We start from the raw sequence: 22044 nt of genomic DNA, 5'->3' as shown, positions 1-22044 counted from the left end.
GTGGTGGACGACGCGCCCCCGGCCGCGGCTCCCGCGGTGTCTTCCGTGTCTTCCGTGTCTTCGGGGCGCTCGGGGCGCGCGGTGGTCTCGGCGGCCTCAGGCACGGATCCCCCTCGGGATGGTCAGCCGGCCGAGCAGGACGTACGCGGCGTCGAAGAGCAGCGCGAGGATGATGATCCCGACCGTGCCCGCGAGTACCTGGTTGAGCGCGTTCTTGCTGCCCAGCGAGCTGATGCCGCGGAAGATCTCGTTGCCGAGGCCGGGCCCGGAGGCGTAGGCGGCGATCGCCGCGATGCCCATCAGCATCTGGGTGGAGATCCGGATGCCGGTCAGGATCGGCGGCCAGGCCAGCGGCAGCTCGACGCGCATCAGCCGGGCCGGCCGCGACATGCCGATACCGGTGGCCGCGTCGACCAGCGAGGGATCGACCCCGCGCAGGCCGACGATCGAGTTGCGCACGATCGGCAGCAGCCCGTACAGCGTCAGGACGATCACAGTCGGCGGAACGCCCAGGCCCACGATCGGGATCAGCAGACCGATCATGGCGAGCGAGGGAATGGTCAGAATGGCCGAGGTCGTCGTGGTGGCGAGGTTGCCCGCCCAGTCGCTGCGGTAGGTGACGATCCCGATCAGTACGCCGATGAGGGTCGCCACGACCATGCACTGGAAGACCGCGCTGGCGTGTTGGTAGGCATCCGTGAGCAGTTGCTCGTGGCGGCTGCTCAGGTACTCCCAGAAGTTCACGCCACGTCACCCCGGTCATCGGTTCAGTGCTCGGTCGCCGCCTGTTCCACGAGCGGGATGATCCGCAGCGGAACCGGGTTCTCCATGACGATCGCCGTGGACGCCCGGACGATGCCATCAAAACCGACAACCCGGTCGATCACACGTTGGAGATCGGCGTTCGAGCGGGCCACCAGACGGCACAGCATGTCCCCGCTGCCGGTGGTCGTGTGCAGCTCCAGCACCTCGGGCACGGTCGCCAAATGTGCCCGTACGTCGGCACCTTGCCCCTGCCGGATCTGGAGCGTGGCGAACGCCGTGACCGGATAGCCGAGCGCCGTCGGATCGACCTGCGGACCGAAGCCCCGGATGACTCCGTTCGACTGAAGACGGTCCAGCCTGGCCTGCACCGTTCCCCGCGCGACCCCGAGCCGCCGCGACATCTCCAGAACACCGATGCGCGGCTCCTTCGCCAGCAGCACCAGCAGCCGCCCGTCCAGATGATCGATCGCCATGCGGACCTCCGAGATGGTCATCATGTACAGAAAGCCCGCCGCTTCGGGCTCCTCGCTGCACACATTGTTCAGTCGATAGGCGAACTATTGCGCACCTTGCGGAACGGAGGGAGCCTGCGGCCATGGCTGCGATCTCTACGAACACACACCACACTCCCGACACCGCCCGGCAGGCCGACCCCTTCCCGGTCAAGGGAATGGACGCGGTCGTCTTCGCCGTCGGCAACGCCAAGCAGGCCGCGCACTACTACTCCACGGCCTTCGGCATGCGGCTCGTCGCCTACTCCGGACCGGAGAACGGCAGCCGCGAGACGGCGTCGTACGTCCTCGAGAACGGCTCGGCGCGGTTCGTCCTCACCTCCGTGATCAGGCCCTCCACCACCTGGGGCCACTTCCTGGCCGAGCACGTGGCCGAGCACGGCGACGGCGTCGTCGACCTCGCCATCGAGGTCCCGGACGCGCGCGCCGCGTACGCCTACGCCGTCGAGCACGGCGCCACCTCGATCGCCGAGCCGTACGAGATGAAGGACGAGAACGGCACGGTCGTCCTCGCCGCGATCGCCACGTACGGCAAGACCCGCCACACGCTCGTCGAGCGGACCGGCTACGACGGCCCTTACCTGCCCGGGTACGTGGCCGCCGCGCCGATCGTCGAACCGGCGGCCAAGCGCACCTTCCAGGCCATCGACCACTGCGTGGGCAACGTCGAGCTCGGCCGGATGAACGAGTGGGTCGCCTTCTACAACAAGGTCATGGGCTTCACGAACATGAAGGAGTTCGTGGGCGACGACATCGCGACCGAGTACAGCGCGCTGATGTCGAAGGTCGTGGCCGACGGCACGCTCAAGGTCAAGTTCCCGATCAACGAGCCCGCCATCGCCAAGAAGAAGTCGCAGATCGACGAGTACCTGGAGTTCTACGGCGGCGCGGGTGTCCAGCACATCGCGCTGAACACGAACGACATCGTCGCGACCGTACGCACCATGCGCGCGGCCGGGGTCCAGTTCCTCGACACCCCCGACTCCTACTACGACACCCTCGGCGAGTGGGCCGGCGACACCCGCGTCCCCGTCGACACCCTGCGCGAACTGAAGATCCTCGTCGACCGCGACGAGGACGGCTATCTGCTGCAGATCTTCACCAAGCCGGTCCAGGACCGTCCGACCGTCTTCTTCGAGATGATCGAGCGGCACGGCTCGATGGGCTTCGGCAAGGGCAACTTCAAGGCCCTGTTCGAGGCGATCGAGCGCGAGCAGGAGAAGCGCGGCAACCTGTGAACCCGTAGAACAGGCAAGTTCTGAGGGCCGGTCGGTCCTCATGTGTCCGGTGGACGCCCAGGCGGCGTCCCCCGGACACACCTGTTCCCGGGGCTTACCGACACGCGTGCCCCTGGGCCGGCCACACGCTTGTCCCTGCCTCCACCGGCCACGCGTGCTCCGGCGTTCACCGCGCCGCGGAAGGCCTCGCGGCGGGAGCCGGCGGCTGCCCCGGCGCGGTCGACGGGGCCGTCGGGCCGGAAGAGCCGGACCCGGGCGACGACTCCGCCACCCCGGGAGCCCCGGCCGCGCCCGTCGCCCCCGCCGAGTCGCCGGACTCCTCGGACTCCTCGGATTCCTCGGGCGATCCGGACTGCTCGGCCCCGTCCGGCTCAACCGCCGGCTCCGGCGGCCCCCCGGCCGGTGGCTCGCCCAGCGCCGCCAGGGCCTCCCGGGCCGCGGGCGCCAGCAGCGGCGAGAAGGACGGGTTGATCCGCAACGCCTCGGCGAGGTGACGGCGGGCCGGACCGGACTGCCCCAGATCCCGCTCGATCTGACCCCGGTGGTACGCGTACAGCGCGCTGCGCACACCGCCCCCGTGCTCCTTGTCCATGGCCCGCACGGCGAACCGGAGCGCTTCCCCGTTGTCCCCGGCGCGGTGCAGCGCCCAGCCCAGCGCGTCCGCCGCCGCGATACCGGGGTGCCGCTGCCACTCGGCGCGCAGCGCCCGTACCGCCGCCTGCGGATCGCCGTGGTCCGCCTCGAACAACCCGAGGACCAGCTCGTCGTCCACCCCCTCGGCGCTCTCCTGCCGCACCAGCTCCCGCAGCAGGTCGTACTGCACGCGCGCGGCCCCGCCGAGCCCCAGCTTCTCGTACAGCTCGCCCAGCTCCAGCGCGTACCGCGGCGCGGGCCGCTTCGCGAGCGCCGCCCGGTACGCGCGCAGCGCCTCGGAGGGGCGCCCGAGCGCCGCCAGCGCGCGCCCCTGCCCGGCCAGGGCGTCGTACGCGTCGGCGTCGGTGTTCACCGCGGCTCGGTAGTAGTGCAGGGACTCCTGGAGGTCACCGCGTTCCCACGCGAGAGCACCGGCCTGCTGGAGGAAGGCCGCCCGTTCGGACGGGGTCGCCGCACCCGCCGCCGCGTCCGAGATCGCCGCCGCGGCGTCCTCACGGCGGCCGCGGTCCCCGTAGACGCGCGCCGCCACAGCCCGCGCCGTTGGCCCGGAACGCAGCGAGAGCAGCTTGTCGAGGGCCCTGTCCGTGGCCTTGTAGTCGCCCAGCCCGGTGTACGCGTCGATGAGCGCCGGATACGCCGTCCACCGCTTCGGAGACAGCTTCACCGCCGCCTCACCCCAGTGCTTCGCGGCCCGGAAGTCACCCCGCGCGGCGGCCAGGGAGGCGAGACCGTCCAGCGCGGCCGCGTTGTCGTCCGGCCGAACCCGCAGTGAGGTGCGCAGCGCCTTCTCGGCCTTCGGGTAGTACGCGGCCGCCGCCGTCCGCCGCGCCCGCTCCGTGTACGCGACGCCGAGCACCGCCCACGACCGGTCGTCGCTGGGACGGTCCCGCACCCGGGCCTCACGGTCGTCGATGAGCGCCTCGAGATCGGGCAGCGCGGCGGGCACCCCGGCTCCCACCGCGGTCACCGCCCGGGCCACCGGCCCCGCGGCGGGCCGCGCCGCTCCGCCCCGCCCCAGCGAGGGCAGCAGCACCAGCACACCGCCGAGCACGACACAGCCTGCGACCGCGCCGACCAGCGCGCGCCGGGGAAGCGGGGAGCGGCGCCGCCCGGAGCGCTCCGGGGGCTGCGGGCCGACGGGCTCCTCGGGCCGCGGACCGGCGGGCTTCTCGCGCCCGGGCCCGGCGGGCACCGGCTGTCGCTCTTCGATCTCCATGCCGCTCACTGTGCGTCAATACGAAGAGCATGCCCCGGCACGCCAAGGCTCGCGCGGATGGGGTTCACACCGATGGCCCCGGGTGCGACCCTGTGATCATGAGCCGTATCGAAGCCCCGCGCGATGAGGACACGGAAGCGACCGGCAACCTCCTCGACCGTCTGCGGAGCGGTCTGCCGGCCGAGGCCGTCCTCACCGACCCGGACATCACGGCCTCCTACGCCAACGACATGGCGAGTTTCTGCGAGGCGGGCACGCCGTCCGCGGTCGTCCTGCCGCGCACCGTCGAGCAGGTCCAGCACATCATGCGCGTCGCGACCGAACTGCGCGTCCCGGTCGTCCCGCAGGGGGCCCGCACCGGCCTGTCCGGGGCGGCCAACGCCTCCGACGGCTGCGTGGTGCTGTCCCTGGTGAGGATGGACCGCATCCTGGAGATCAACCCGGTCGACCGCATCGCCGTCGTCGAACCCGGAGTCATCAACGCGGCGCTCTCCCGTGCCGTCAACGAACACGGCCTGTACTACCCGCCGGACCCCTCCAGCTGGGAGACGTGCACCATCGGCGGCAACATCGGCACCGCCTCCGGCGGCCTGTGCTGCGTGAAGTACGGGGTGACGGCCGAGTACGTCCTCGGCCTCGACGTCGTCCTCGCCGACGGGCGGCTGATGTCCACCGGCCGCCGCACCGCCAAGGGCGTCGCCGGATACGACCTCACCCGTCTCTTCGTGGGCTCCGAGGGCTCGCTCGGCATCGTCGTACGGGCGATCCTGGCGCTGAAGCCGCAGCCGCCCCAACAGCTCGTCCTGGTGGCGGAGTTCGGGTCGTCGCGGGCCGCCTGCGACGCCGTCTGCCGGATCATGGAGGGCGGCCATGTGCCGTCTCTCCTCGAACTGATGGACCGTACGACCGTCAAGGCCGTCAACGACCTCGCGCACATGGGCCTCCCGGAGACCACCGAGGCGCTCCTGCTCGCCGCCTTCGACACCCACGACCCGGCGGCCGACCTCGCCGCGGTCGGAGCGCTCTGCGAGGCCGCCGGCGCGACACAGGTGGTCCCCGCCGAGGACGTGGCCGAGTCCGAACTCCTCCTCCAGGCACGGAGGCTGGCGCTCACCGCGCTCGAAGCCGTCAAGGGCACCACGATGATCGACGACGTGTGCGTGCCGCGATCCCGGCTCGGCGACATGCTCGACGGCATCGAGCGCGTCGCCGAGAAGTACGCCCTGACCATCGGCGTCTGCGCCCACGCGGGCGACGGCAACACCCACCCCACCGTCTGCTTCGACGCGGCCGACCCCGACGAGTCCCGGCGCGCCCGCGAGTCCTTCGACGAGATCATGGCCCTCGGCCTGGAACTCGGCGGCACCATCACCGGCGAGCACGGCGTGGGAGTCCTGAAGAAGGAGTGGCTGGCCCGCGAGATCGGCCCGGTGGGCGTGGAGATGCAGCGGGCGATCAAGACGGCGTTCGACCCGCTGGGCATCCTCAACCCCGGGAAACTGTTCTGAGGCTCCAGGGCTACTCACCGTCCGTGGACTCGTCCGACGGCCACGGGTCGCGCAGCCACAGGTCGTCGGGCGACGGGGAGCCCCCCTGTTCGAGTGACGCCGACAGCCTCGGGGACGGCGCGAGCAGCTCGGCGAGTCCCGCGTCGATACCGAGCTGCTCGGCCTCGGAGCCCGGGGGGACCGCCCGCAGCGTGCGCTCCAGCCAGGCCGAGATCTGGGAGGCGGGCGCTTCGAGCAGCGCGTCGCCGTCCGGCGAGCTCAGCGCCATCAGGACGACGCCCCGGCCGGCGAGCTTCGTCGGCCACACCCGCACATCGCCGTGGCCGCACGGCCGGAACACCCCCTCGACGAGCAGCTCACGGGCGAAGGTCCAGTTGATGGGATGGTCGGAGCCGATGTGGAAGGTGATGTGGACGGCGTACGGGTCGTCGGTGCGGTAACTGAGGCGCGCCGGCACAGGGACGCTGCGCTCGGGCGACAGGACGAGCTTGAGCTCCAGCTCGCGTTCCACCACGGTGTGCATGTCGATGCGCTTCCTCTCGTCGTACGGGCTCCTGTGGATGGGCCCGTACGAGTGGAGAGCGCCGTGCGCAACCACCATTACGCGAGTTCGGAGAATTCTTTTCCGGACCCTTCCGTCCCTTCTTCGAGCACACCGCGCACAGCCTCGGAAGCCCGCTCGCAAGAGGTGACGGAACCTTGCCCGAAAGGGGTGGGTACGGCGGGACCGGCCGTGACACGTGCGCCGGTCTGGTAGATGTGGACCCCCAACACGACCCCCGAGCAGATACGGGACGACGGACATGAGCGCCCCAACCCCGGCCCCCGGTGACGACAGGCCCCGCGAAGGGTATTACCCGGACCCCTCCATTCCTGGATATGTCCGGTACTGGAACGGCGCCGCCTGGGTGCCGGGCACGAGCCGCCCGGCACCGTCGGGCGGCGAGGCGCTCGCCCCGCCCGCCGGCGTGCGCCCCGCGCATGTGCCCGCTCCGACACCCTCCCCCGAGTACTCACCCTCGCTCGGACCGGGAGGCACCCCCACCACGGAGGAAACGGGGCCGCACTTCTTCGACGAGGACCCGCAGCCCCGCCGCGCCACCCCCGCCGATGCCCAGCACGGCAGCCGGCCCGAGCCCGCCGCCGCGTGGGGCGCCGACCGCTCCCAGCAGTCGGGCTTCGGCGGCGACCAGGACCGCAGGGTGTCCTGGGGCGCGCCGCAGGCGTCCGACCCGCGCATCCCGCGTGCGGCGCGGCCCGGCGACGAGGTGAGCCGGCCCGACGGGGCGGCGGCGCGCACGGACGGTTCGGCGACGATCCCGCCCGCCGACTCCGGCAGCGGAGCCAGGCCCCCGGCGTCCGGAGGCGCCGTGGTCTTCCGCCGTCCCACGGGTCCGGTGTCGCCGGCCGGGTCGGAGGGCGCGGCAGACACGAGCGGTACGAGCGGTACGAGCGATACGAGCGGTACGGGCAAGGCGAGTTCGGGCGCGGCCGAGGGCTGGGGCGGGCCCGGGACCGGGGCGGCCGCGGGCACCGGGCAGTCCGGCGCGGGACACCCCGCCGCCATCCCTACGGCCACCCCCGGCGCCCAGGACCCCGACCCCTCCGAGGGCAACACGGCTCATCGCGCGCCCTCCCCGCGCACGGAGCAGCAGAGCGGGGCGCGCGGCGGGCGCCCGGGTCCGTCGGCGGCTTCACCGGCGGCACCTGCCGGGTCCGGCACCTCCGCCCCGTCCGCCGGGGCCGGCGCGTCCGCCGCGTCGGCCGGAGGCGGCTTCGGAGCCGGGCAGGCCGCCCAGGCGTCCGCGGCTCAGGCGTCAGGGGCTGAGGCGTCTGCCGCGCAGGCGTCAGCGGCTCAGGCCCCTCCGGCCCCCGCCGTCCCGCAACAGTCCGGCGGGTCGGCTCCCATGGCCTCCGGGGTCGGCGGCGGCCAGCCCTCCTGGGCCCAGCAGGTGCACCGGCTCGCCGGTGACCCGGCCGAGGAGGGGCAGCGGGTCACGCCGTGGAAGCCGCCGGTCGAGGACGTCTTCCAGGCGGCCGCGCGGCGGCAGTCGGCGGCCCGCCCGGCCGGCCTCGGCAAACGGCTGGCCGCCCGGCTGGTGGACACCGTCGTCCTCGCGGGCGTCACCGCGGCGGCCGCCGTGCCGCTGGGCACCCGGGCGGTCGACCACGTCAACGAGAAGATCGACGCGGCCAAGCTGTCGGGCGAGAAGGTCACCGTCTGGCTGCTCGACGGCACGACCGCCGGCTGCTTCGGCGTCATCCTCGCCGTACTGCTCCTCTTCGGTGTCCTCTACGAGGTCCTGCCCACCGCCAAGTGGGGCCGCACCCTGGGCAAGAAGCTGTGTGGCATCGAGGTGCGCGACATAGAGGGTCACGAACCGCCGACCTTCGGACGGGCCTTGGGCCGCTGGCTCGTCTACAGCGTCCCGTGCCTTCTGCTCATCGGTGTCGTCGGCGTCCTGTGGTGCCTGTTCGACAAACCCTGGCGCCAGTGCTGGCACGACAAGGCGGCGCATAGCTTCGTGGCGGCGGCGGACCGGTAATCCCGTCCCCCGGACGGCCCTTCGCCGGATGCGGAGCCGGAGGGTTCGCGGTCGACTCGGGCCATGAGCAGCGAACCGCCGCCTCCGGGCCCCGGCCAGCCACCGGACGACGACCCGTTCAAGAAGAAGCCCCCGCCCGCCGAGGGCGGGGGTTCCCCGTACGACCCGCCGCCCCCGTCCGACGGCCGGACCCCTCCCTACGGCAGTCAGCCGCCCCCGTTCGGAGACCAGCCGCCGTCCTCCGAGGGCGGCGCTCCTTACGAGGGGGCCGGCGACCCCTATGGCGGTGGCGGTCCCTACGGTGGCGATCCGCTCGCCGGGATGCCGCCGCTCGCGGACAGCTGGACGCGGGTGTTCGCGAGGATCCTGGACATGATCCTGGTGGGCGTTGTGGTGTGGCTGGTGTCGTGGGGGTTCGGGGTCACGGAGTACAACGTGGACTCGGACAAGATCGAGTACAGCAAGTCGTTCGGGCAGTCCCTGGTGGCCGCCGTGCTCTACGTCTCCTACGACACCGTGATGATCAGCAAGTCGGGCCAGACCCTCGGCAAGAGGCTGTTCCACCACCGGGTCGCCAACCTCGACAACGGCTCGACGCCCTCCGTACAGACGTCCCTGACCCGCGCCCTGGTCCTGTGGATTCCGTTCGCGTTCTGCTGCGCCTGCATCTGGACGGCGATCGCGGGCGGCTGGAGCTTCTTCGACAAGCCCTACAAGCAGGGCCTGCACGACAAGGCGGCCAAGACGGTGGTGGTCGACTCCAGGTGACATGGGACGGGTGACGTGGGCCGGGGCGGCGACGGCGCACGGACGAACGGCGGGCCCGTGGTTCACGGGTCCGCCGTTCGTGTAAGAGGCAGGTTCAAGGCCGGTACGAGGTCGAGGTGTCCGGGGTGCCAGGAGTCCGCCGGTCCGGGTGGTGCGCCGGGGGCCCGCAGGCTCGCGTACGCGGCTTCAGGGACCCGCGGGTTCGCGTACCGGCTCGGGCGCGGAGGAGGCGGCGACGGACGCGGTCTCGCGCCGCACCGGGACCCGCTCGTGGAGCACGGGAGCGACGGCGGACGGCGCGGGCTTCGGCAGCGGGACCGTCATGGCCACCAGCAGTCCGAGAGCGAGTGCCGAGAGGGTGATCAGCACGATCCCCAGGCTCGAACTCGTCTGTGACAGCAGCAGCATGGCGAGGGTGGAGAAGATCACGGTGCAGGAACCGTAGGCGAGCTGTGCGGCGGTCGGACGAGGCATGGCAATCGTGTCCTCGGATGGGGGTTCTCCCCCCGGTGCCTCTCGCGATGGGGGAGGTGCGGATAGAAGTCGGGGGTGAGACAACGGTGTCGACTTGGCTTCTCGCCGACTCCGACGCTTCGCCAATCGACTCTATTCGCCTGCATGCCCGAGTGGAACGTCTGGTAAGCGTGACCTTACCCACGGTGCCGGTGCACAGGGGGCGCACGGAGTCATCACGTCCACCAAGTGGACGTGCGGGCGCGCCGGTTGGGGGGTTTCGGGGTGCGTCCGGATACCGAACGACAGCTCCGCATAATGCACTTGCCAGGTTCAAGTCAAGATCTGTTTTTTCTTTGGTAACTCCGGTCAAATGTCGTCACTTGAATCGCGTAGCGCGCGCGGACCTCCATGACCCGGAACCCCCTCCGCGCGAAAGTGCGCGGGGGAGGACATCAAGTGACCAACAAACCATGGACGTTCAGAGCGGCCGCGGTGGGCGTAGCCCTCGCGGCGGCCACCGCCACGTTCTCGACGTACGCCGTGGCGCAGGCCGACTCGGCCGCCGCGTCACCGGTCGTGGACCGCCACGACCCGCAGCCGGTCAAGAACACGGTCGACCACGACCTCGACGGCCCGCTGAGCAAGACCCAGGACGCCCAGCGCCAAGAGGCGCTGAACCAGGTCATATCCGGCGACGCCAAGGTGCAGAACCGCCACGGTTCGAAGGTCGTCCAGCTGAAGAGCAAGAAGGGCGACAGCAAGTACGTCGAGCTGGGCCGCGAGAAGACCGACAAGATCTTCACGATCCTGGTCGAGTTCGGCGACAAGACGGACCCCAAGTACGGTGGCACCGCCGGTCCGTCGCACAACCAGATAGCCAAGCCGGACCGCAAGAAGGACAACAGCACGGCCTGGCAGGCGGATTACAACCAGAAGCACTTCCAGGACCTCTACTTCGGCACCGGCAAGAACGTCGAGTCGATGAAGAAGTTCTACGAGGCGCAGTCCTCGGGCCGCTACTCGGTGGCCGGCGAGGTCGCCGACTGGGTCAAGGTCCCCTACAACGAGGCCCGTTACGGCAACAACGCCTGCGGCTCCAAGAACTGCCCGAGCGTGTGGAACGTCGTCAGCGACGGCGTCACCGCCTGGGTCGCCCAGCAGAAGGCGGCCGGCAAGTCCGACGCGGCCATCAAGGCGGACCTGGCGAACTTCGACCAGTGGGACCGCTACGACTTCGACGGCGACGGCAACTTCAACGAGCCCGACGGCTACATCGACCACTTCCAGATCGTGCACGCCGGTGAGGACGAGTCGGCCGGCGGCGGTGTGCAGGGTGAGGACGCGATCTGGGCCCACCGCTGGTACGCGTTCGGCTCCGACGCGGGCGCCACGGGTCCGGGCGACAACAAGCTCGGCGGCGCCCAGATCGGCGACACCGGCGTCTGGGTCGGCGACTACACCATCCAGCCGGAGAACGGCGGACTCGGCGTCTTCGCCCACGAGTACGGTCACGACCTCGGTCTGCCGGACCACTACGACACCGCCGGCGGTGACAACTCCACCGGCTTCTGGACGCTGATGTCCTCGGGTTCCTGGCTCGGCCGGGGCAAGGACTCCATCGGCGACCTCCCCGGCGACTTCAACGCCTGGGACAAGCTGCAGCTCGGCTGGCTGAACTACGACACGGCCAAGGCCGGCAAGCAGTCCACGCACAAGCTGGGCGTCGCCGAGTACAACACCTGGAACAAGCAGGCGCTCGTCGTCACGCTGCCGGAGAAGGCGGTCACGACCACGGTCGTCAACCCCGCGCAGGGCTCGACCCAGTGGTGGAGCGGCAGCGGTGACAACCTGAAGAACACCCTGACCCGGTCCGTGGACCTCACGGGCAAGTCGTCGGCGAAGCTGACCCTCGACGGCTGGTACGACATCGAGGCGAACTTCGACTACCTCTACACCGAGGTCTCGACCGACGGGGGCGCCAACTGGACCGCCCTCGACGGCACGGTGGACGGTGCCGCCATCCCGCGTGACGGCAGCGACAAGCCCGCCCTCACCGGCACGGTCGACGCGTACAAGAAGCTGGCCTACTCGCTCGACGCCTACGCGGGCAAGAAGATCGACGTCCGCTTCCGCTACCAGAGCGACGGCGGTGTGGCGCTCAAGGGCTTCGCGGCCGACGAGATCAGCGTCACCGCGGACGGCACCGCGCTCTTCTCGGACAACGCCGAGACGGCCGACGCCGCTTGGACCGCGAGCGGCTTCTCCCGCATCGGCGCCTCGTTCACCAAGGACTACGCGCAGTACTACCTCGCGGAGAACCGCCAGTACGTCTCGTACGACAAGACCCTCAAGGTCGGCCCGTACAACTTCGGCTTCCTGAACACCCGTCCGGACTGGGTGGAGCACTACGCCTACCAGAACGGCCTGTTGATCTGGAAGTGGGACACCTCGCAGGCGGACAACAACACCAGCGAGCACCCGGGTGTCGGCCTCGCGCTGCCGGTCGACGCGCACTCGAAGGCCCTGTGGTGGGACAACGGCACGCTGATGCGCAACCGCATCCAGGCCTACGACTCCACCTTCAGCCTGTACCGCACGGACGGCATCACGCTGCACAACGCCGACGTCGCCATGAAGATCCCGTCGAAGAAGGGCGTGTCGGTCTTCAACGACCACACCAGCGACTACTACGACAACCGGAACCCGACCGGCGGTGTCAAGATCACTGACACCAACACCAAGATCGAGATCGTCAAGGAGGCCAAGGACGGCTCCACGATCTCCCTCAAGGTCGGACCCGCAGTGAAGTAGTCAGCATTTCCGCAGGTCAGAAGCGTATCGGCGGCAACCCCCTGGCGGGTTGCCGCCGATCGTGTTTAGGTGCGTCCTGTGCCCGGCTTATTGACACCGAATCGCACGGGGGTGTGACCGCATGGCCGCAGGAGGTTTCTGTAGATTGCCGAACGGCAGCGTCGTAGTGGCGCTGAACCTGCCCAGTCCGGCAGGTTCCGGCAACGGCTGCGTGCGGTTCCTGATCGTCGCCCAGAACCGTGCCCGAGCCCTGACCCGGCTGCGCAATCTGGGCCTGCGCTCCGTCTACCTCCGGGGCAACGCCGCCCCGCCCACGCCCGACGAGATCACCGCGGTCCTGCACCACCCCGACGGGCTCATCTGGCGCACGGCCCCCGACGCCGGTGTCCCCGGCGCCGGCGTCATCGGCAGCGGTGTCCCCGAGCTCCCCCAGGAGCTGTGGCACCCGATCAGGTCGCTGGTGAGACGTCCGGCGGCCCAGGCGTAGGGCGGCCCAGGCGTAGCCGGGCGGTCCGGCGCCGTACACACGGCGCCGGACCGCCCGGGTGGCGGAAGGGGGCTACTTCTTCCCGCGCGCCGCGGCCGTCTTCTTGGCGGCCACCAAGGCCGCCTTCTTCAGCCCGGAGACGGTCGTCGTGAACTTGTGGCCGCCCGTCGTGGTGCCCGGGCTCCGGAGCGCCGTCTCGGCGTCGGCGGCGGTGAGTCCCACGATGTTGGCCGAGGCCGGCTGGACGGTGCCTTTGCCGAGGGTGAAGATGCCCTGGTTGCCGCCCACGGGGATCCAGAACGTGGGCACCGACGTGATGCCCGGGTGGTCGCTCGCGGTCAGCTGGGTCAGATAGAGGGCGTACTGCTTGCCGACGGCGATCGGGGTGGTGCCCTCCATCGAGACGGCGTCCGTGTCGATGTTGCCGACGATGATCTCGTCACCGTCACTGACGCCGAAGCCCCGCTTCATCATCCCGGACACCCGGACCCTGAGGAACACCATCGGCATGCACTGGGCACTTCCGGGGCCGTTGCCCGCGACCCCGGACGGTGTCGACGTCGGGGCGGGTGAGGAACTGGCCGAGGGATCGGGGTTGGTGTCGACGGCGTCCGACTCCGTCGGATCGACCGCGGGCTCGGACGCCGACTCGCCGCCGTCGTCGCACTCCCGCGTCTCGATGCTCAGCACCGCCGCGGTGATGGCGATGTCCGCGACGGTGGTCACCTCCTCGGCGCTGGCATAGGTGGAGTAGTCCGCCTCCACCTGCGGTCTGCCGTCACCGCCGGACGCCGTGGAGACGGGGCCGGAGCAGGCGGTCAGACAGGCGAGCGCCAGGCCGACGACCGCGGGAACGCGCATGTTCTTGTTCACAGCTATTCTCCGTCGCCGTCAGTAGTTGGCCTTGACGCCCTGCACGTCGTCGTACCAGGGGCCGTCGCTGCCGCAGTTGAACTTCCCCTCGCCCTGGCGCATGACGGCCGGGCCGGGGTTGGAGCAGGTGAGCGAGACGTGGTTGAGGCCGTAGGCGTGACCCAGTTCGTGCTCGGCCACGATCTTCTTCTCGCGCGCGGTCAGGCCCCCCATGGTGCGGGTGTTGAAGGCTATGTAGACCTCGTCGTAGCTCCAGTAGCCGAGGGTGCAGCCCTGCGACGAGGTCCGCGCCCAGTCGGCCCAGGCGTAGGAGGTGTCGCGCACCTCGATCTCGGGGTCGCCGTTGCTCTTCTCGTACCGGAAGAAGCCGGTGGCGCTGGTGGCGTCCCAGCGGCCCTGGGCGCCGTTGAAGGCGTTGTAGTAGGCGGTGCTGACCGAGTAGTAGCGGTACGAGATCGGGTCGTTGCCGTCCACGCCGTAGAAACTTCCGCACAGGTGTGTGTACGCCTGTGCCGGGGCGGCGGCGCTGAAGTGGATGGAGAGGAAGGCGGCGCACATCGAGAAGACCTGCAACAGGCGTATCAAGGCCGTGGATCTGCGTCTGCGCAGCGGTGCTGACATCGAACTGACTCCTAAGGCGACTGTCCCCGAAGAGAATCCATGAGCTGCATGTACGGATGCTCGAGGAGCGGCGCCCGCTTCCGGGCACGCCTGTAGTAGCTGTTCACCTGCGTGGTCGATGATCTTCCCCCGCCCCCCTGGCGGCATGGACATTACACAGGGCATCCGGGGGGTGGCCATAGAAATGATCAAGGTGGCGAGATGCTGGGGAGGCGCGATTTTCGGCCAAAAAGGGGCAAGGGAACCTCAGGGTTCCCTTGCTGTGCGACCTCCGGTGGGCGGTCCAGGCCCCGCGTCTCCGGCATGATCCGCCGGACAGGTCCTAGACCACGGGCTTGCCCGTGAGTTCCACTCCGGCCGTGCGCAGTTCCTCCAGCGCGCGTTCCGTCGTCTCCTCCGCCACGCCGGCCGTCAGGTCGAGCAGGACGGTCGTGCGGAAGCCCTCGCGCACGGCGTCCAGGGCGGTCGCCCGTACACAGTGGTCGGTCGCGATGCCGACCACGTCGACCTCGCCGATCCCGCGGGCGCGCAGCCAGTCGCCCAGCGCCATCCCGTTCTCGTCGGCACCCTCGAAGCCGCTGTACGCCGCCGCGTAGGCGCCCTTGTCGAAGACGGCGTCGATCGCGCCGGAGGCGACGACCGGGGCGAAGTTCGGGTGGAAGCCCACCCCTTCGGTGCCGGCCACACAGTGCGCCGGCCAGGAGTGCACATAGTCGGGGTTGTCGGCGAAGTGGCCCCCGGGGGCGATGTGGAGGTCACGGGTGGCGACGACATGCCGGTAGCCGGCGGGGGCCTGGCCGATCAGCTCGGTGATGGCGGCGGCCACGTCGGCGCCCCCGGACACCGCGAGACTGCCTCCCTCGCAGAAGTCGTTCTGCACGTCTACGACGATCAAGGCGCGGCGCATGGGCGGTGTCCTTCGGCTATGGGTGCGGCAGACAAGGGTGCGGGCCCGGCCGTTGAACTTCCGAGCCTAGAGACTTCGACGGCGGTGCGGGAGGGGGTATTCGGCTTCCACGGCCCGCGTGGGCACGCTGCCGTTGCATTCCCGCTCACCGGAGGTTCATGCGCGGCGCCACCCGTGCCCCGCCCGCCTCGCGTGCCTCAGACGTACTCGGTGGGCAGCACGGGTTCGCCGCGCGACAGCTGCGTCGCCGACAGCGGCAGCCGGGCGCGGGCCGCCGCGTGCCGGTCGCGTACGACGTCGAGCGGCTCACGGGACAGGACCTGTCCGCCCTTGATCAGCTGGACCAGGAGCTGCTGTTCGGCCAGCTCGCCGGGTACTTCCCCGACGCCGATCACCTCGGCTTCGGGGACCCCTTGCCCGTCCAGGCGCCGTGCGGCCCACTTGCGGCCGCCGATGGACGTCTTCCCGCCGGTGGACTTCTTGGCCACCGGCTCCAGCGGCGCCTTCGGGTCGGCGGACTCGGCGCGGGCGACCAGCTTGTAGACCATCGAGCAGGTCGGATGGCCGGATCCCGTCACCAGCTGGGTGCCGACGCCGTACGCGTCCACGGGCGCCGCCGCCAGCGAGGCGATGGCGTACTCGTCGAGGTCGGAGGTCACGATGATCTTCGTGCGGGTCGCGCCCAGCTCGTCCAGCTGCTGGCGCACGCGGTGGGCGACGAGCAGCAGGTCACCGGAGTCGATGCGCACCGCGCCGAGTTCGGTCCCGGCGACCTCGACGGCCGTGCGGACCGCCTCGGCGACGTCGTAGGTGTCCACGAGCAGCGTGGTGTCCCGGCCCAGCGAGTTCACCTGGGCCTGGAAGGCGTCCCGCTCGTGGTCGTGCAGGAGGGTGAAGGCGTGCGCGGAGGTGCCCACGGTCGGGATGCCGTAGCGGAAACCGGCGGCCAGGTCGGAGGTGGTCGTGAACCCGCCGATGTAGGCGGCCCGCGAGGCGGCCACCGCGGCCAGCTCGTGGGTGCGCCGGGCGCCCATCTCGACCAGCGGCCGCCCGCCCGCGGCGGAGGACATCCGGGAGGCGGCCGCCGCGATCGCGGAGTCGTGGTTGAGGATCGAGAGGATCACCGTCTCCAGGAGCACGCACTCCGCGAAGCTGCCCTCGACCCGCAGGAGGGGCGAGCCCGGGAAGTAGACCTCACCCTCGGGGTAGCCCCAGATGTCCCCGCCGAAGCGGTACGAGGCGAGCCACTCGAGGGTCGGCTCGTCCACGATGCCGCGCTCGCGCAGAAAGCCGAGGACGTCCGCCTCGAACCGGAAGTTCTCGACGGCGTCGAGGACACGCCCGGTGCCCGCGACGACTCCGTAGCGCCGTCCTTCGGGCAGCCGCCGGGTGAAGACCTCGAAGACCGAGCGCCGATCGGCGGTCTTGGCCGCGAGCGCGGCCTGCAGCATGGTCAGCTCGTACTGGTCGGTGAAGAGCGCCGTCGAAGGTACGCCCACCCGTCTCCCGTCACCACCCTTGTGGGGAAGCGCTTCGCGCCCTTCTTCTTCCGGCAGCCCAAGGTCCGCTGTGTTCATGGCAGGGATCGTACCCCCATCTCGTCACTTTGACGATTTCTGACGGCCCCGAGATTCCCGGGGAGTCGGCCCCCTATTCGGGGGTCCGTTTGTGCGGGTGACCCCCTCTGGTGGCAGCATGGGCGATGTGACGGCTCCCGCACCTCTAGAGATCGAGAAGACCGAGTCGGCGGAGGAGGTCTTCGCCGTACCCGAGCCGGACGTCCCCTGGGTCACGATCGTCCACAACGACCCGGTCAACCTCATGAGCTATGTGACGTATGTCTTCCAGACGTACTTCGGCTACTCCAAGGACAAGGCCACCAAGCTGATGATGGACGTCCACCACAAGGGCCGGGCCGTCGTTTCCAGCGGCACGCGCGAGGAGATGGAGCGCGACGTGCAGGCCATGCACGGCTACGGTCTGTGGGCCACCCTTCAGCAGGACCGGAAGTAGCCGGTTCCCTGTCAACCGACCGCCAGCAGGACCGGAAGTAGCGAACTCACTCCATGCCTGGACACTTCGAACCGCTCCCCGGCGGCGGCGCGGCCGTCGCGCTCGACGAGGTCGAGATCTCCATCATCCGCTCCCTCGCCGTCCAGCTCCTGGAGCTCATCGGTCCCGGCCCCGCGGAGAACGCCGCCGCCGACCCGCTGGCCGAGCTGTTCGCGGAGGGCCCCAGCGAGCCGCCGAGCGACCCGGTGCTCAAGCGCCTGTTCCCAGACGCGTACAGCGGCCCCGGCGTCGAGGCCACCTCGCCCGAACAGGCCGAGGAACAGCACGCCCACTCCGCGGAGTTCCGCCGCTTCACCGAGAACGACCTGCGCGCGGGCAAGCGCGAGAACGCCCTTACGGTGATCCGCTCGCTGGACGGTCTGACGCCCGGCGGCGACGGCGGAGCGGTCCTCAAGCTGACCACCGCGCAGTCCGAGCAGTGGCTGCGCGCCCTGAACGATCTGCGCCTCGCCATCGGCTCCCGGCTCGACGTCGTGGACGAGGAGGACACCGACCTCCTCTACCGCCTCCCGGACGAGGACCCGCGCAAGCCCATGGTGATGGCGTACCTCTGGCTGGGCGGCCTCCAGGAGACCCTGGTCGAAACCCTTATGCCCTGACCTGTCGGGACATAGCACCTCTCGCGTTCGCTCAGCGGACGCTCAAATCCGGATAACGATCACGTCACCGCAACCGCGCCCTATGGGGCGCGGTTCGATGTTTTGTCCGGTTCTTCCTGTGGTCTGCGCAACACGCACCTCAACCGATCGACGCCGCCGCCGTGATAGATCTTCACGACCGCCCGGCAGGACACCACCCATGTCCCGCCGGGTGCGCCACCGAGCCGGCGGACCGCCGGCCAGGCACAGCTCCACCTATCCGGGGGGATCGGAAACCGATCCGAAGCCAAGGGACTGGCTCGGACCGGCATGGAGAAAGGCGCACCAGACATGACCTCATCGCAGGTCGACAAGCAGTACGACGGCAGTGAGGCCGTGGGCGGCGAGGCCCCCGAAGAGGGGTACGAGCGCGGGCTCGGCAGCCGTCAGGTCCAGATGATCGCGATCGGCGGCGCCATCGGCGTCGGCCTCTTCCTGGGGGCCGGGGCGAACATCGCCAAGGCCGGCCCCAGCCTGATCATGATGTACGCCCTCGCGGGCGTGATCATCTTCTTCATCATGCGGGCGCTCGGCGAGCTCCTGCTCTACCGCCCGGTCTCGGGTTCCTTCGCGGAGTACTCCCGCGAGTTCCTCGGCCCGTTCTTCGGCTACTTCACCGGCTGGACGTACTGGCTGATGTGGGTGGTCACCGGCATGGCCGAGCTCACGGCCGCCGCGATCTACGTCCACTACTGGTTCCCGCACGTCCCCCAATGGGTGACGGCCCTGGTCTTCCTGGTCGTCCTGTTCGTGGCGAACCTGATCTCGGTGAAGCTCTTCGGCGAGATCGAGTTCTGGTTCTCGATGGTCAAGGTCACCGCGCTCATCGGCATGATCGTGATCGGCATCGGCGTCCTCACCTTCGGCTTCAGCTCCGCCGGTGACACCGCCTCCGTCGCCAACCTCTGGCAGTTCGACGGCTTCTTCCCCAAGGGCATCGGCTCGTCCCTGATGACCCTGCAGGGCGTCATGTTCGCCTACCTCGCCGTCGAGCTCGTCGGCGTCACGGCGGGCGAGTCCCAGGACCCCGAGAAGACGCTCCCGAAGGCCATCAACACGCTCCCGTGGCGTATCGCCCTCTTCTACGTCGGTGCCCTCTCGGTCATCCTCTGCGTCGTGAAGTGGACGGAGTTCGCACCGGGCGTGAGCCCCTTCGTCGCGGCCTTCGCCAAGATCGGCATCCCGGCCGGCGCGGCCATCGTCAACTTCGTGGTCCTCACCGCCGCCCTGTCCTCCTGCAACTCGGGCATGTACTCCACGGGCCGCATGCTGCGGAACCTGGCCGACAGCGGTGAGGCCCCCAAGGTCTTCAGCAAGCTGTCGTCCACCAAGACGCCCGCGCTCGGCATCACGATCTCCGTGCTCTTCATGGGCATCGGCGTGATCCTCAACTACCTCGTCCCCGAGAAGGCCTTCGGCTACGTCACCTCGGTGGCCACCGCGGCCGGCATCTGGACCTGGCTGATGATCCTGGTCAGCCACATCCTCTACCGCCGCGCGGTCGACGCCGGCCGACTGCCGGCCTCGTCCTTCCCGGCCCCCGGCGGCGCGAAGTGCAGCTGGGTCGCCGTCGTGTTCCTCCTCTTCGTCACCGGCCTGATCGCGTACGACTCCGAGTCCCGCATCTGCCTGTACGTGATGGCCGGCTGGGCCGCCGCCCTGGCCATCGGCTGGGCGATCCTCAAGGCACGCAACCCCCAGGTCACCGAACGCCGCGAGCAGGAGTTCGAGACGGTCGGCTGACCGACCCCACGGATGTCCGGCCGCCCAGGCCACCGCTCAGGACGTCCGGCATATGGGCCGTCCCGTACCACGCCTCGGTACGGGACGGCCCTTCTGTCTATCCTGACCAGCATGCTGACCATCACCGAGGCCCTGTTCGACCAGATCGTCGCGCACGCGCGCCAGGACCACCCCGACGAGGCGTGCGGCGTCGTCGCGGGCCCCGCGGGCACCGGCCGCCCCGAGCGGTTCATCCCGATGCTCAACGCGGCTCGCTCGCCCACGTTCTACGAGTTCGACTCCGGCGACCTGCTGAAGCTCTACCGCGAGATGGACGACCGCGACGAGGAGCCCGTCGTCATCTACCACTCGCACACCGCGACCGAGGCCTACCCCTCCCGCACCGACCTCGCCTACGCGAACGAGCCCGGCGCGCACTACGTCCTCGTCTCCACCGCCGACACGGACGACGCCGGCCCCTTCCAGTTCCGCTCGTACCGGATCGTGGAAGGAGAGGTCACGGAGGAGGAGGTCAAGGTCGTGGAGAGCTACTGATCTCACCCATCGGTCAAAAAGCGTCCGGAATGCGAGATCACACTCCGGGACCCGTACCGGGAATCGATACGATGAGCCCATGGTTTTCCACGACGTGAGCGACAAGACGCCGGGCATGCTGCTCGTGGCGCGGCTGCACGTCGACCTGTGCAGGCTGCAGAGCGCCATCTGTACGCGCTGACCTGCCGCCGCCGTACGGCCGAGAGCCGCGGCACCGCAACCGGCGTACCCCCTGCTTTGCCCGCGCTGCCGCGCGTCTTCCGACCTGACTTCCTTCCGACAGGAGCCCGCAACCATGGCCATCGAGGTCCGCATCCCCACCATCCTCCGCACCTACACGAACGGCGAGAAGGCCGTCGAGGGCGGCGGGGCGACCCTTGCCGAGCTGTTCACCGACCTCGACACCCGTCACGCGGGCATCCGGGCCCGGATCGTCGACGGCGGCGAGCTGCGCCGCTTCGTCAACGTCTACCTCAACGACGAGGACGTCCGCTTCCTCGACGGCATCAACACCAAGCTGACCGACGGCGACAACGTCACCATCCTGCCGGCCGTCGCCGGCGGCATGGCCTGATCGGCCGCTGGTCTCCCATGCGCTACGACTCCCCGCTCGCCGCGGTGGGCAACACCCCTCTGGTGCGCCTGCCGCGGCTCTCGCCGTCCGCGGACGTCCGTATCTGGGCGAAGCTGGAGGACCGCAACCCGACGGGTTCGGTCAAGGACCGGCCGGCCCTGCACATGATCGAGCAGGCGGAGAAGGACGGCCGTCTGACGCCGGGCTGCACGATCCTGGAGCCGACCAGCGGCAACACCGGCATCTCGCTGGCCATGGCGGCGAAGCTCAAGGGCTACCGCATGGTCTGCGTGATGCCCGAGAACACCTCGCAGGAACGCCGTGACCTGCTCGGCATGTGGGGCGCCGAGATCATCCCCAGCCCGGCCGCCGGCGGTTCCAACACCGCCGTCCGCCTCGCCAAGGAACTGTCGGCGCAGCACCCGGACTGGGTGATGCTCTACCAGTACGGCAACCCGGACAACGCCGGTGCCCACTACGCCACGACGGGCCCGGAGATCCTCGCCGACCTCCCGTCCATCACCCACTTCGTGGCGGGCCTCGGCACCACGGGCACCCTCATGGGCGTCGGACGCTTCCTGCGCGAGAACAAGCCGGACGTGAAGATCGTCGCCGCGGAGCCGCGCTACGACGACCTGGTCTACGGGCTCAGGAACCTGGACGAGGGCTTCGTACCGGAGCTGTACGACGCCTCGGTCCTCACCAGCCGCTTCTCCGTCGGCTCGGCGGACGCGGTCACCCGCACCCGGGAGCTCCTCCAGCAGGAGGGCATCTTCGCGGGCGTCTCCACCGGCGCCGCGCTGCACGCCGCGATCGGCGTCGGCAACAAGGCCGTCAAGGCCGGAGAGCCGGCCGACATCGTCTTCGTGGTCGCGGACGGCGGCTGGAAGTACCTGTCGACGGGCGTCTACACGGCGGCGACGACCGAAGAGGCGATCGAGACACTCCAGGGCCAGCTCTGGGCGTAGCCGGGTAACCCGGGACAGCCCGGGTTACCCGGACGGAGGGCGCGGGGACCGAGGTCGGCCCCCGCGCCCTCCGGTGTCTCCCGAGGAGGTCGCTCCGGGGGCGTCGCTCCCGCCGGGAGGGCAAGGGGGCGCGGCTCGGCCGGGAGGGGAAG

22 protein-coding genes are annotated in these 22044 nt (G+C 70.1%); 13 read left to right on the top strand and 9 right to left on the bottom strand.

The genetic code is table 11. From position 1 onward, the window contains the following. Positions 1-96: 96 nt before the first annotated feature. Entirely contained in the window at positions 97-744 is a 648-nt protein-coding gene (locus ABZX90_RS07370) for an ABC transporter permease (RefSeq protein ID WP_351122669.1), read from the bottom strand. A gap of 23 nt (positions 745-767) precedes the next feature. After that, the gene (locus ABZX90_RS07365; RefSeq protein ID WP_266765705.1) at positions 768-1238 is read right to left on the bottom strand and encodes an Lrp/AsnC family transcriptional regulator; all 471 of its coding nucleotides are present in this window, start codon (positions 1236-1238) and stop codon (positions 768-770) included. 122 nt (positions 1239-1360) lie between these two features. On the opposite strand from ABZX90_RS07365, the gene hppD reads away from it, so the two are divergent. Next, positions 1361-2515 (top strand): 4-hydroxyphenylpyruvate dioxygenase, encoded by a 1155-nt coding sequence (hppD, locus tag ABZX90_RS07360; protein WP_351122665.1) that lies wholly within the window; start codon positions 1361-1363, stop codon positions 2513-2515. Between the two features lie 166 nt (positions 2516-2681). On the opposite strand, the gene ABZX90_RS07355 is transcribed toward hppD, so the two are convergent. Beyond that, positions 2682-4385: a hypothetical protein gene (locus tag ABZX90_RS07355; RefSeq protein ID WP_355202219.1), complete on the bottom strand. Its 1704-nt coding sequence runs from the start codon at positions 4383-4385 to the stop codon at positions 2682-2684. Between the two features lie 92 nt (positions 4386-4477). On the opposite strand from ABZX90_RS07355, the gene ABZX90_RS07350 reads away from it, so the two are divergent. Beyond that, on the top strand, positions 4478-5893 hold the full coding sequence (locus ABZX90_RS07350; RefSeq protein WP_355202216.1) for an FAD-linked oxidase C-terminal domain-containing protein: 1416 nt from the start codon (positions 4478-4480) through the stop codon (positions 5891-5893). A 10-nt stretch (positions 5894-5903) separates the two neighbouring features. Here the strand turns inward: ABZX90_RS07350 and ABZX90_RS07345 are convergent, their stop codons facing one another. Further along, positions 5904-6416: an SsgA family sporulation/cell division regulator gene (locus tag ABZX90_RS07345; RefSeq protein ID WP_351122656.1), complete on the bottom strand. Its 513-nt coding sequence runs from the start codon at positions 6414-6416 to the stop codon at positions 5904-5906. Between the two features lie 280 nt (positions 6417-6696). Between ABZX90_RS07345 and ABZX90_RS07340 the strand changes: the two genes are divergently transcribed. Together ABZX90_RS07340 and ABZX90_RS07335 are read left to right on the top strand one after the other, a co-directional pair. Further along, positions 6697-8439 (top strand): RDD family protein, encoded by a 1743-nt coding sequence (locus tag ABZX90_RS07340; protein WP_355202213.1) that lies wholly within the window; start codon positions 6697-6699, stop codon positions 8437-8439. A 63-nt stretch (positions 8440-8502) separates the two neighbouring features. Next, the gene (locus tag ABZX90_RS07335; RefSeq protein WP_355202210.1) at positions 8503-9207 is read left to right on the top strand and encodes an RDD family protein; all 705 of its coding nucleotides are present in this window, start codon (positions 8503-8505) and stop codon (positions 9205-9207) included. Positions 9208-9393: 186 nt separating this feature from the next. Here ABZX90_RS07335 and ABZX90_RS07330 read toward each other — a convergent pair whose 3' ends face one another. Next, positions 9394-9681 carry a hypothetical protein gene (locus ABZX90_RS07330; protein ID WP_351122647.1) on the bottom strand — a complete coding sequence of 96 codons (288 nt, stop codon included), beginning with the start codon at positions 9679-9681 and terminating at the stop codon, positions 9394-9396. 438 nt (positions 9682-10119) lie between these two features. On the opposite strand from ABZX90_RS07330, the gene ABZX90_RS07325 reads away from it, so the two are divergent. Beyond that, entirely contained in the window at positions 10120-12474 is a 2355-nt protein-coding gene (locus tag ABZX90_RS07325) for an immune inhibitor A domain-containing protein (RefSeq protein WP_355202206.1), read from the top strand. Positions 12475-12595: 121 nt separating this feature from the next. After that, a complete protein-coding gene (locus tag ABZX90_RS07320; protein ID WP_351122641.1) occupies positions 12596-12961 on the top strand; it encodes a hypothetical protein in 366 nt (121 codons plus the stop codon). 72 nt (positions 12962-13033) lie between these two features. Here ABZX90_RS07320 and ABZX90_RS07315 read toward each other — a convergent pair whose 3' ends face one another. From ABZX90_RS07315 to ABZX90_RS07300, 4 genes are all read right to left on the bottom strand, one after another. Continuing rightward, positions 13034-13834 carry a hypothetical protein gene (locus ABZX90_RS07315; protein ID WP_351122638.1) on the bottom strand — a complete coding sequence of 267 codons (801 nt, stop codon included), beginning with the start codon at positions 13832-13834 and terminating at the stop codon, positions 13034-13036. 18 nt (positions 13835-13852) lie between these two features. Beyond that, complete coding sequence (locus ABZX90_RS07310; protein ID WP_351122635.1) at positions 13853-14455, bottom strand: hypothetical protein; 603 nt, start codon at positions 14453-14455, stop codon at positions 13853-13855. 322 nt (positions 14456-14777) lie between these two features. Beyond that, positions 14778-15362: a nicotinamidase gene (locus ABZX90_RS07305; RefSeq protein WP_351122632.1), complete on the bottom strand. Its 585-nt coding sequence runs from the start codon at positions 15360-15362 to the stop codon at positions 14778-14780. A gap of 197 nt (positions 15363-15559) precedes the next feature. Beyond that, positions 15560-16813: a nicotinate phosphoribosyltransferase gene (locus ABZX90_RS07300; RefSeq protein WP_351122827.1), complete on the bottom strand. Its 1254-nt coding sequence runs from the start codon at positions 16811-16813 to the stop codon at positions 15560-15562. 244 nt (positions 16814-17057) lie between these two features. On the opposite strand from ABZX90_RS07300, the gene clpS reads away from it, so the two are divergent. The 7 genes from clpS (at position 17058) to ABZX90_RS07265 (ending at position 21892) form a co-directional block, all read left to right on the top strand. Beyond that, positions 17058-17375: an ATP-dependent Clp protease adapter ClpS gene (gene clpS, locus ABZX90_RS07295; RefSeq protein WP_037619207.1), complete on the top strand. Its 318-nt coding sequence runs from the start codon at positions 17058-17060 to the stop codon at positions 17373-17375. A gap of 53 nt (positions 17376-17428) precedes the next feature. Next, complete coding sequence (locus tag ABZX90_RS07290; RefSeq protein ID WP_351122629.1) at positions 17429-18034, top strand: DUF2017 domain-containing protein; 606 nt, start codon at positions 17429-17431, stop codon at positions 18032-18034. A gap of 330 nt (positions 18035-18364) precedes the next feature. After that, a complete protein-coding gene (locus tag ABZX90_RS07285) occupies positions 18365-19816 on the top strand; it encodes an amino acid permease (RefSeq protein WP_355202199.1) in 1452 nt (483 codons plus the stop codon). Positions 19817-19927: 111 nt separating this feature from the next. Next, a complete protein-coding gene (locus ABZX90_RS07280) occupies positions 19928-20350 on the top strand; it encodes a M67 family metallopeptidase (protein WP_328555299.1) in 423 nt (140 codons plus the stop codon). Positions 20351-20429: 79 nt separating this feature from the next. Next, positions 20430-20531, top strand: a complete 102-nt coding sequence (locus ABZX90_RS07275; RefSeq protein WP_311736770.1) for a putative leader peptide — start codon at positions 20430-20432, stop codon at positions 20529-20531. Between the two features lie 114 nt (positions 20532-20645). Then, positions 20646-20924 carry a MoaD/ThiS family protein gene (locus ABZX90_RS07270; RefSeq protein ID WP_037619201.1) on the top strand — a complete coding sequence of 93 codons (279 nt, stop codon included), beginning with the start codon at positions 20646-20648 and terminating at the stop codon, positions 20922-20924. Between the two features lie 17 nt (positions 20925-20941). Then, positions 20942-21892, top strand: coding sequence for a cysteine synthase (locus ABZX90_RS07265; protein ID WP_351122621.1), 951 nt, complete (start codon positions 20942-20944; stop codon positions 21890-21892). The last annotated feature ends 152 nt before the right edge of the window (positions 21893-22044 follow it).

The sequence above is a fragment of the Streptomyces sp. NPDC002935 genome, from assembly GCF_040611295.1.
GTDB lineage: Bacteria > Actinomycetota > Actinomycetes > Streptomycetales > Streptomycetaceae > Streptomyces.
The sequence above is the reverse complement of the archived record's forward strand: the minus strand, read 5'-3'. Positions and strand labels throughout refer to the sequence as shown.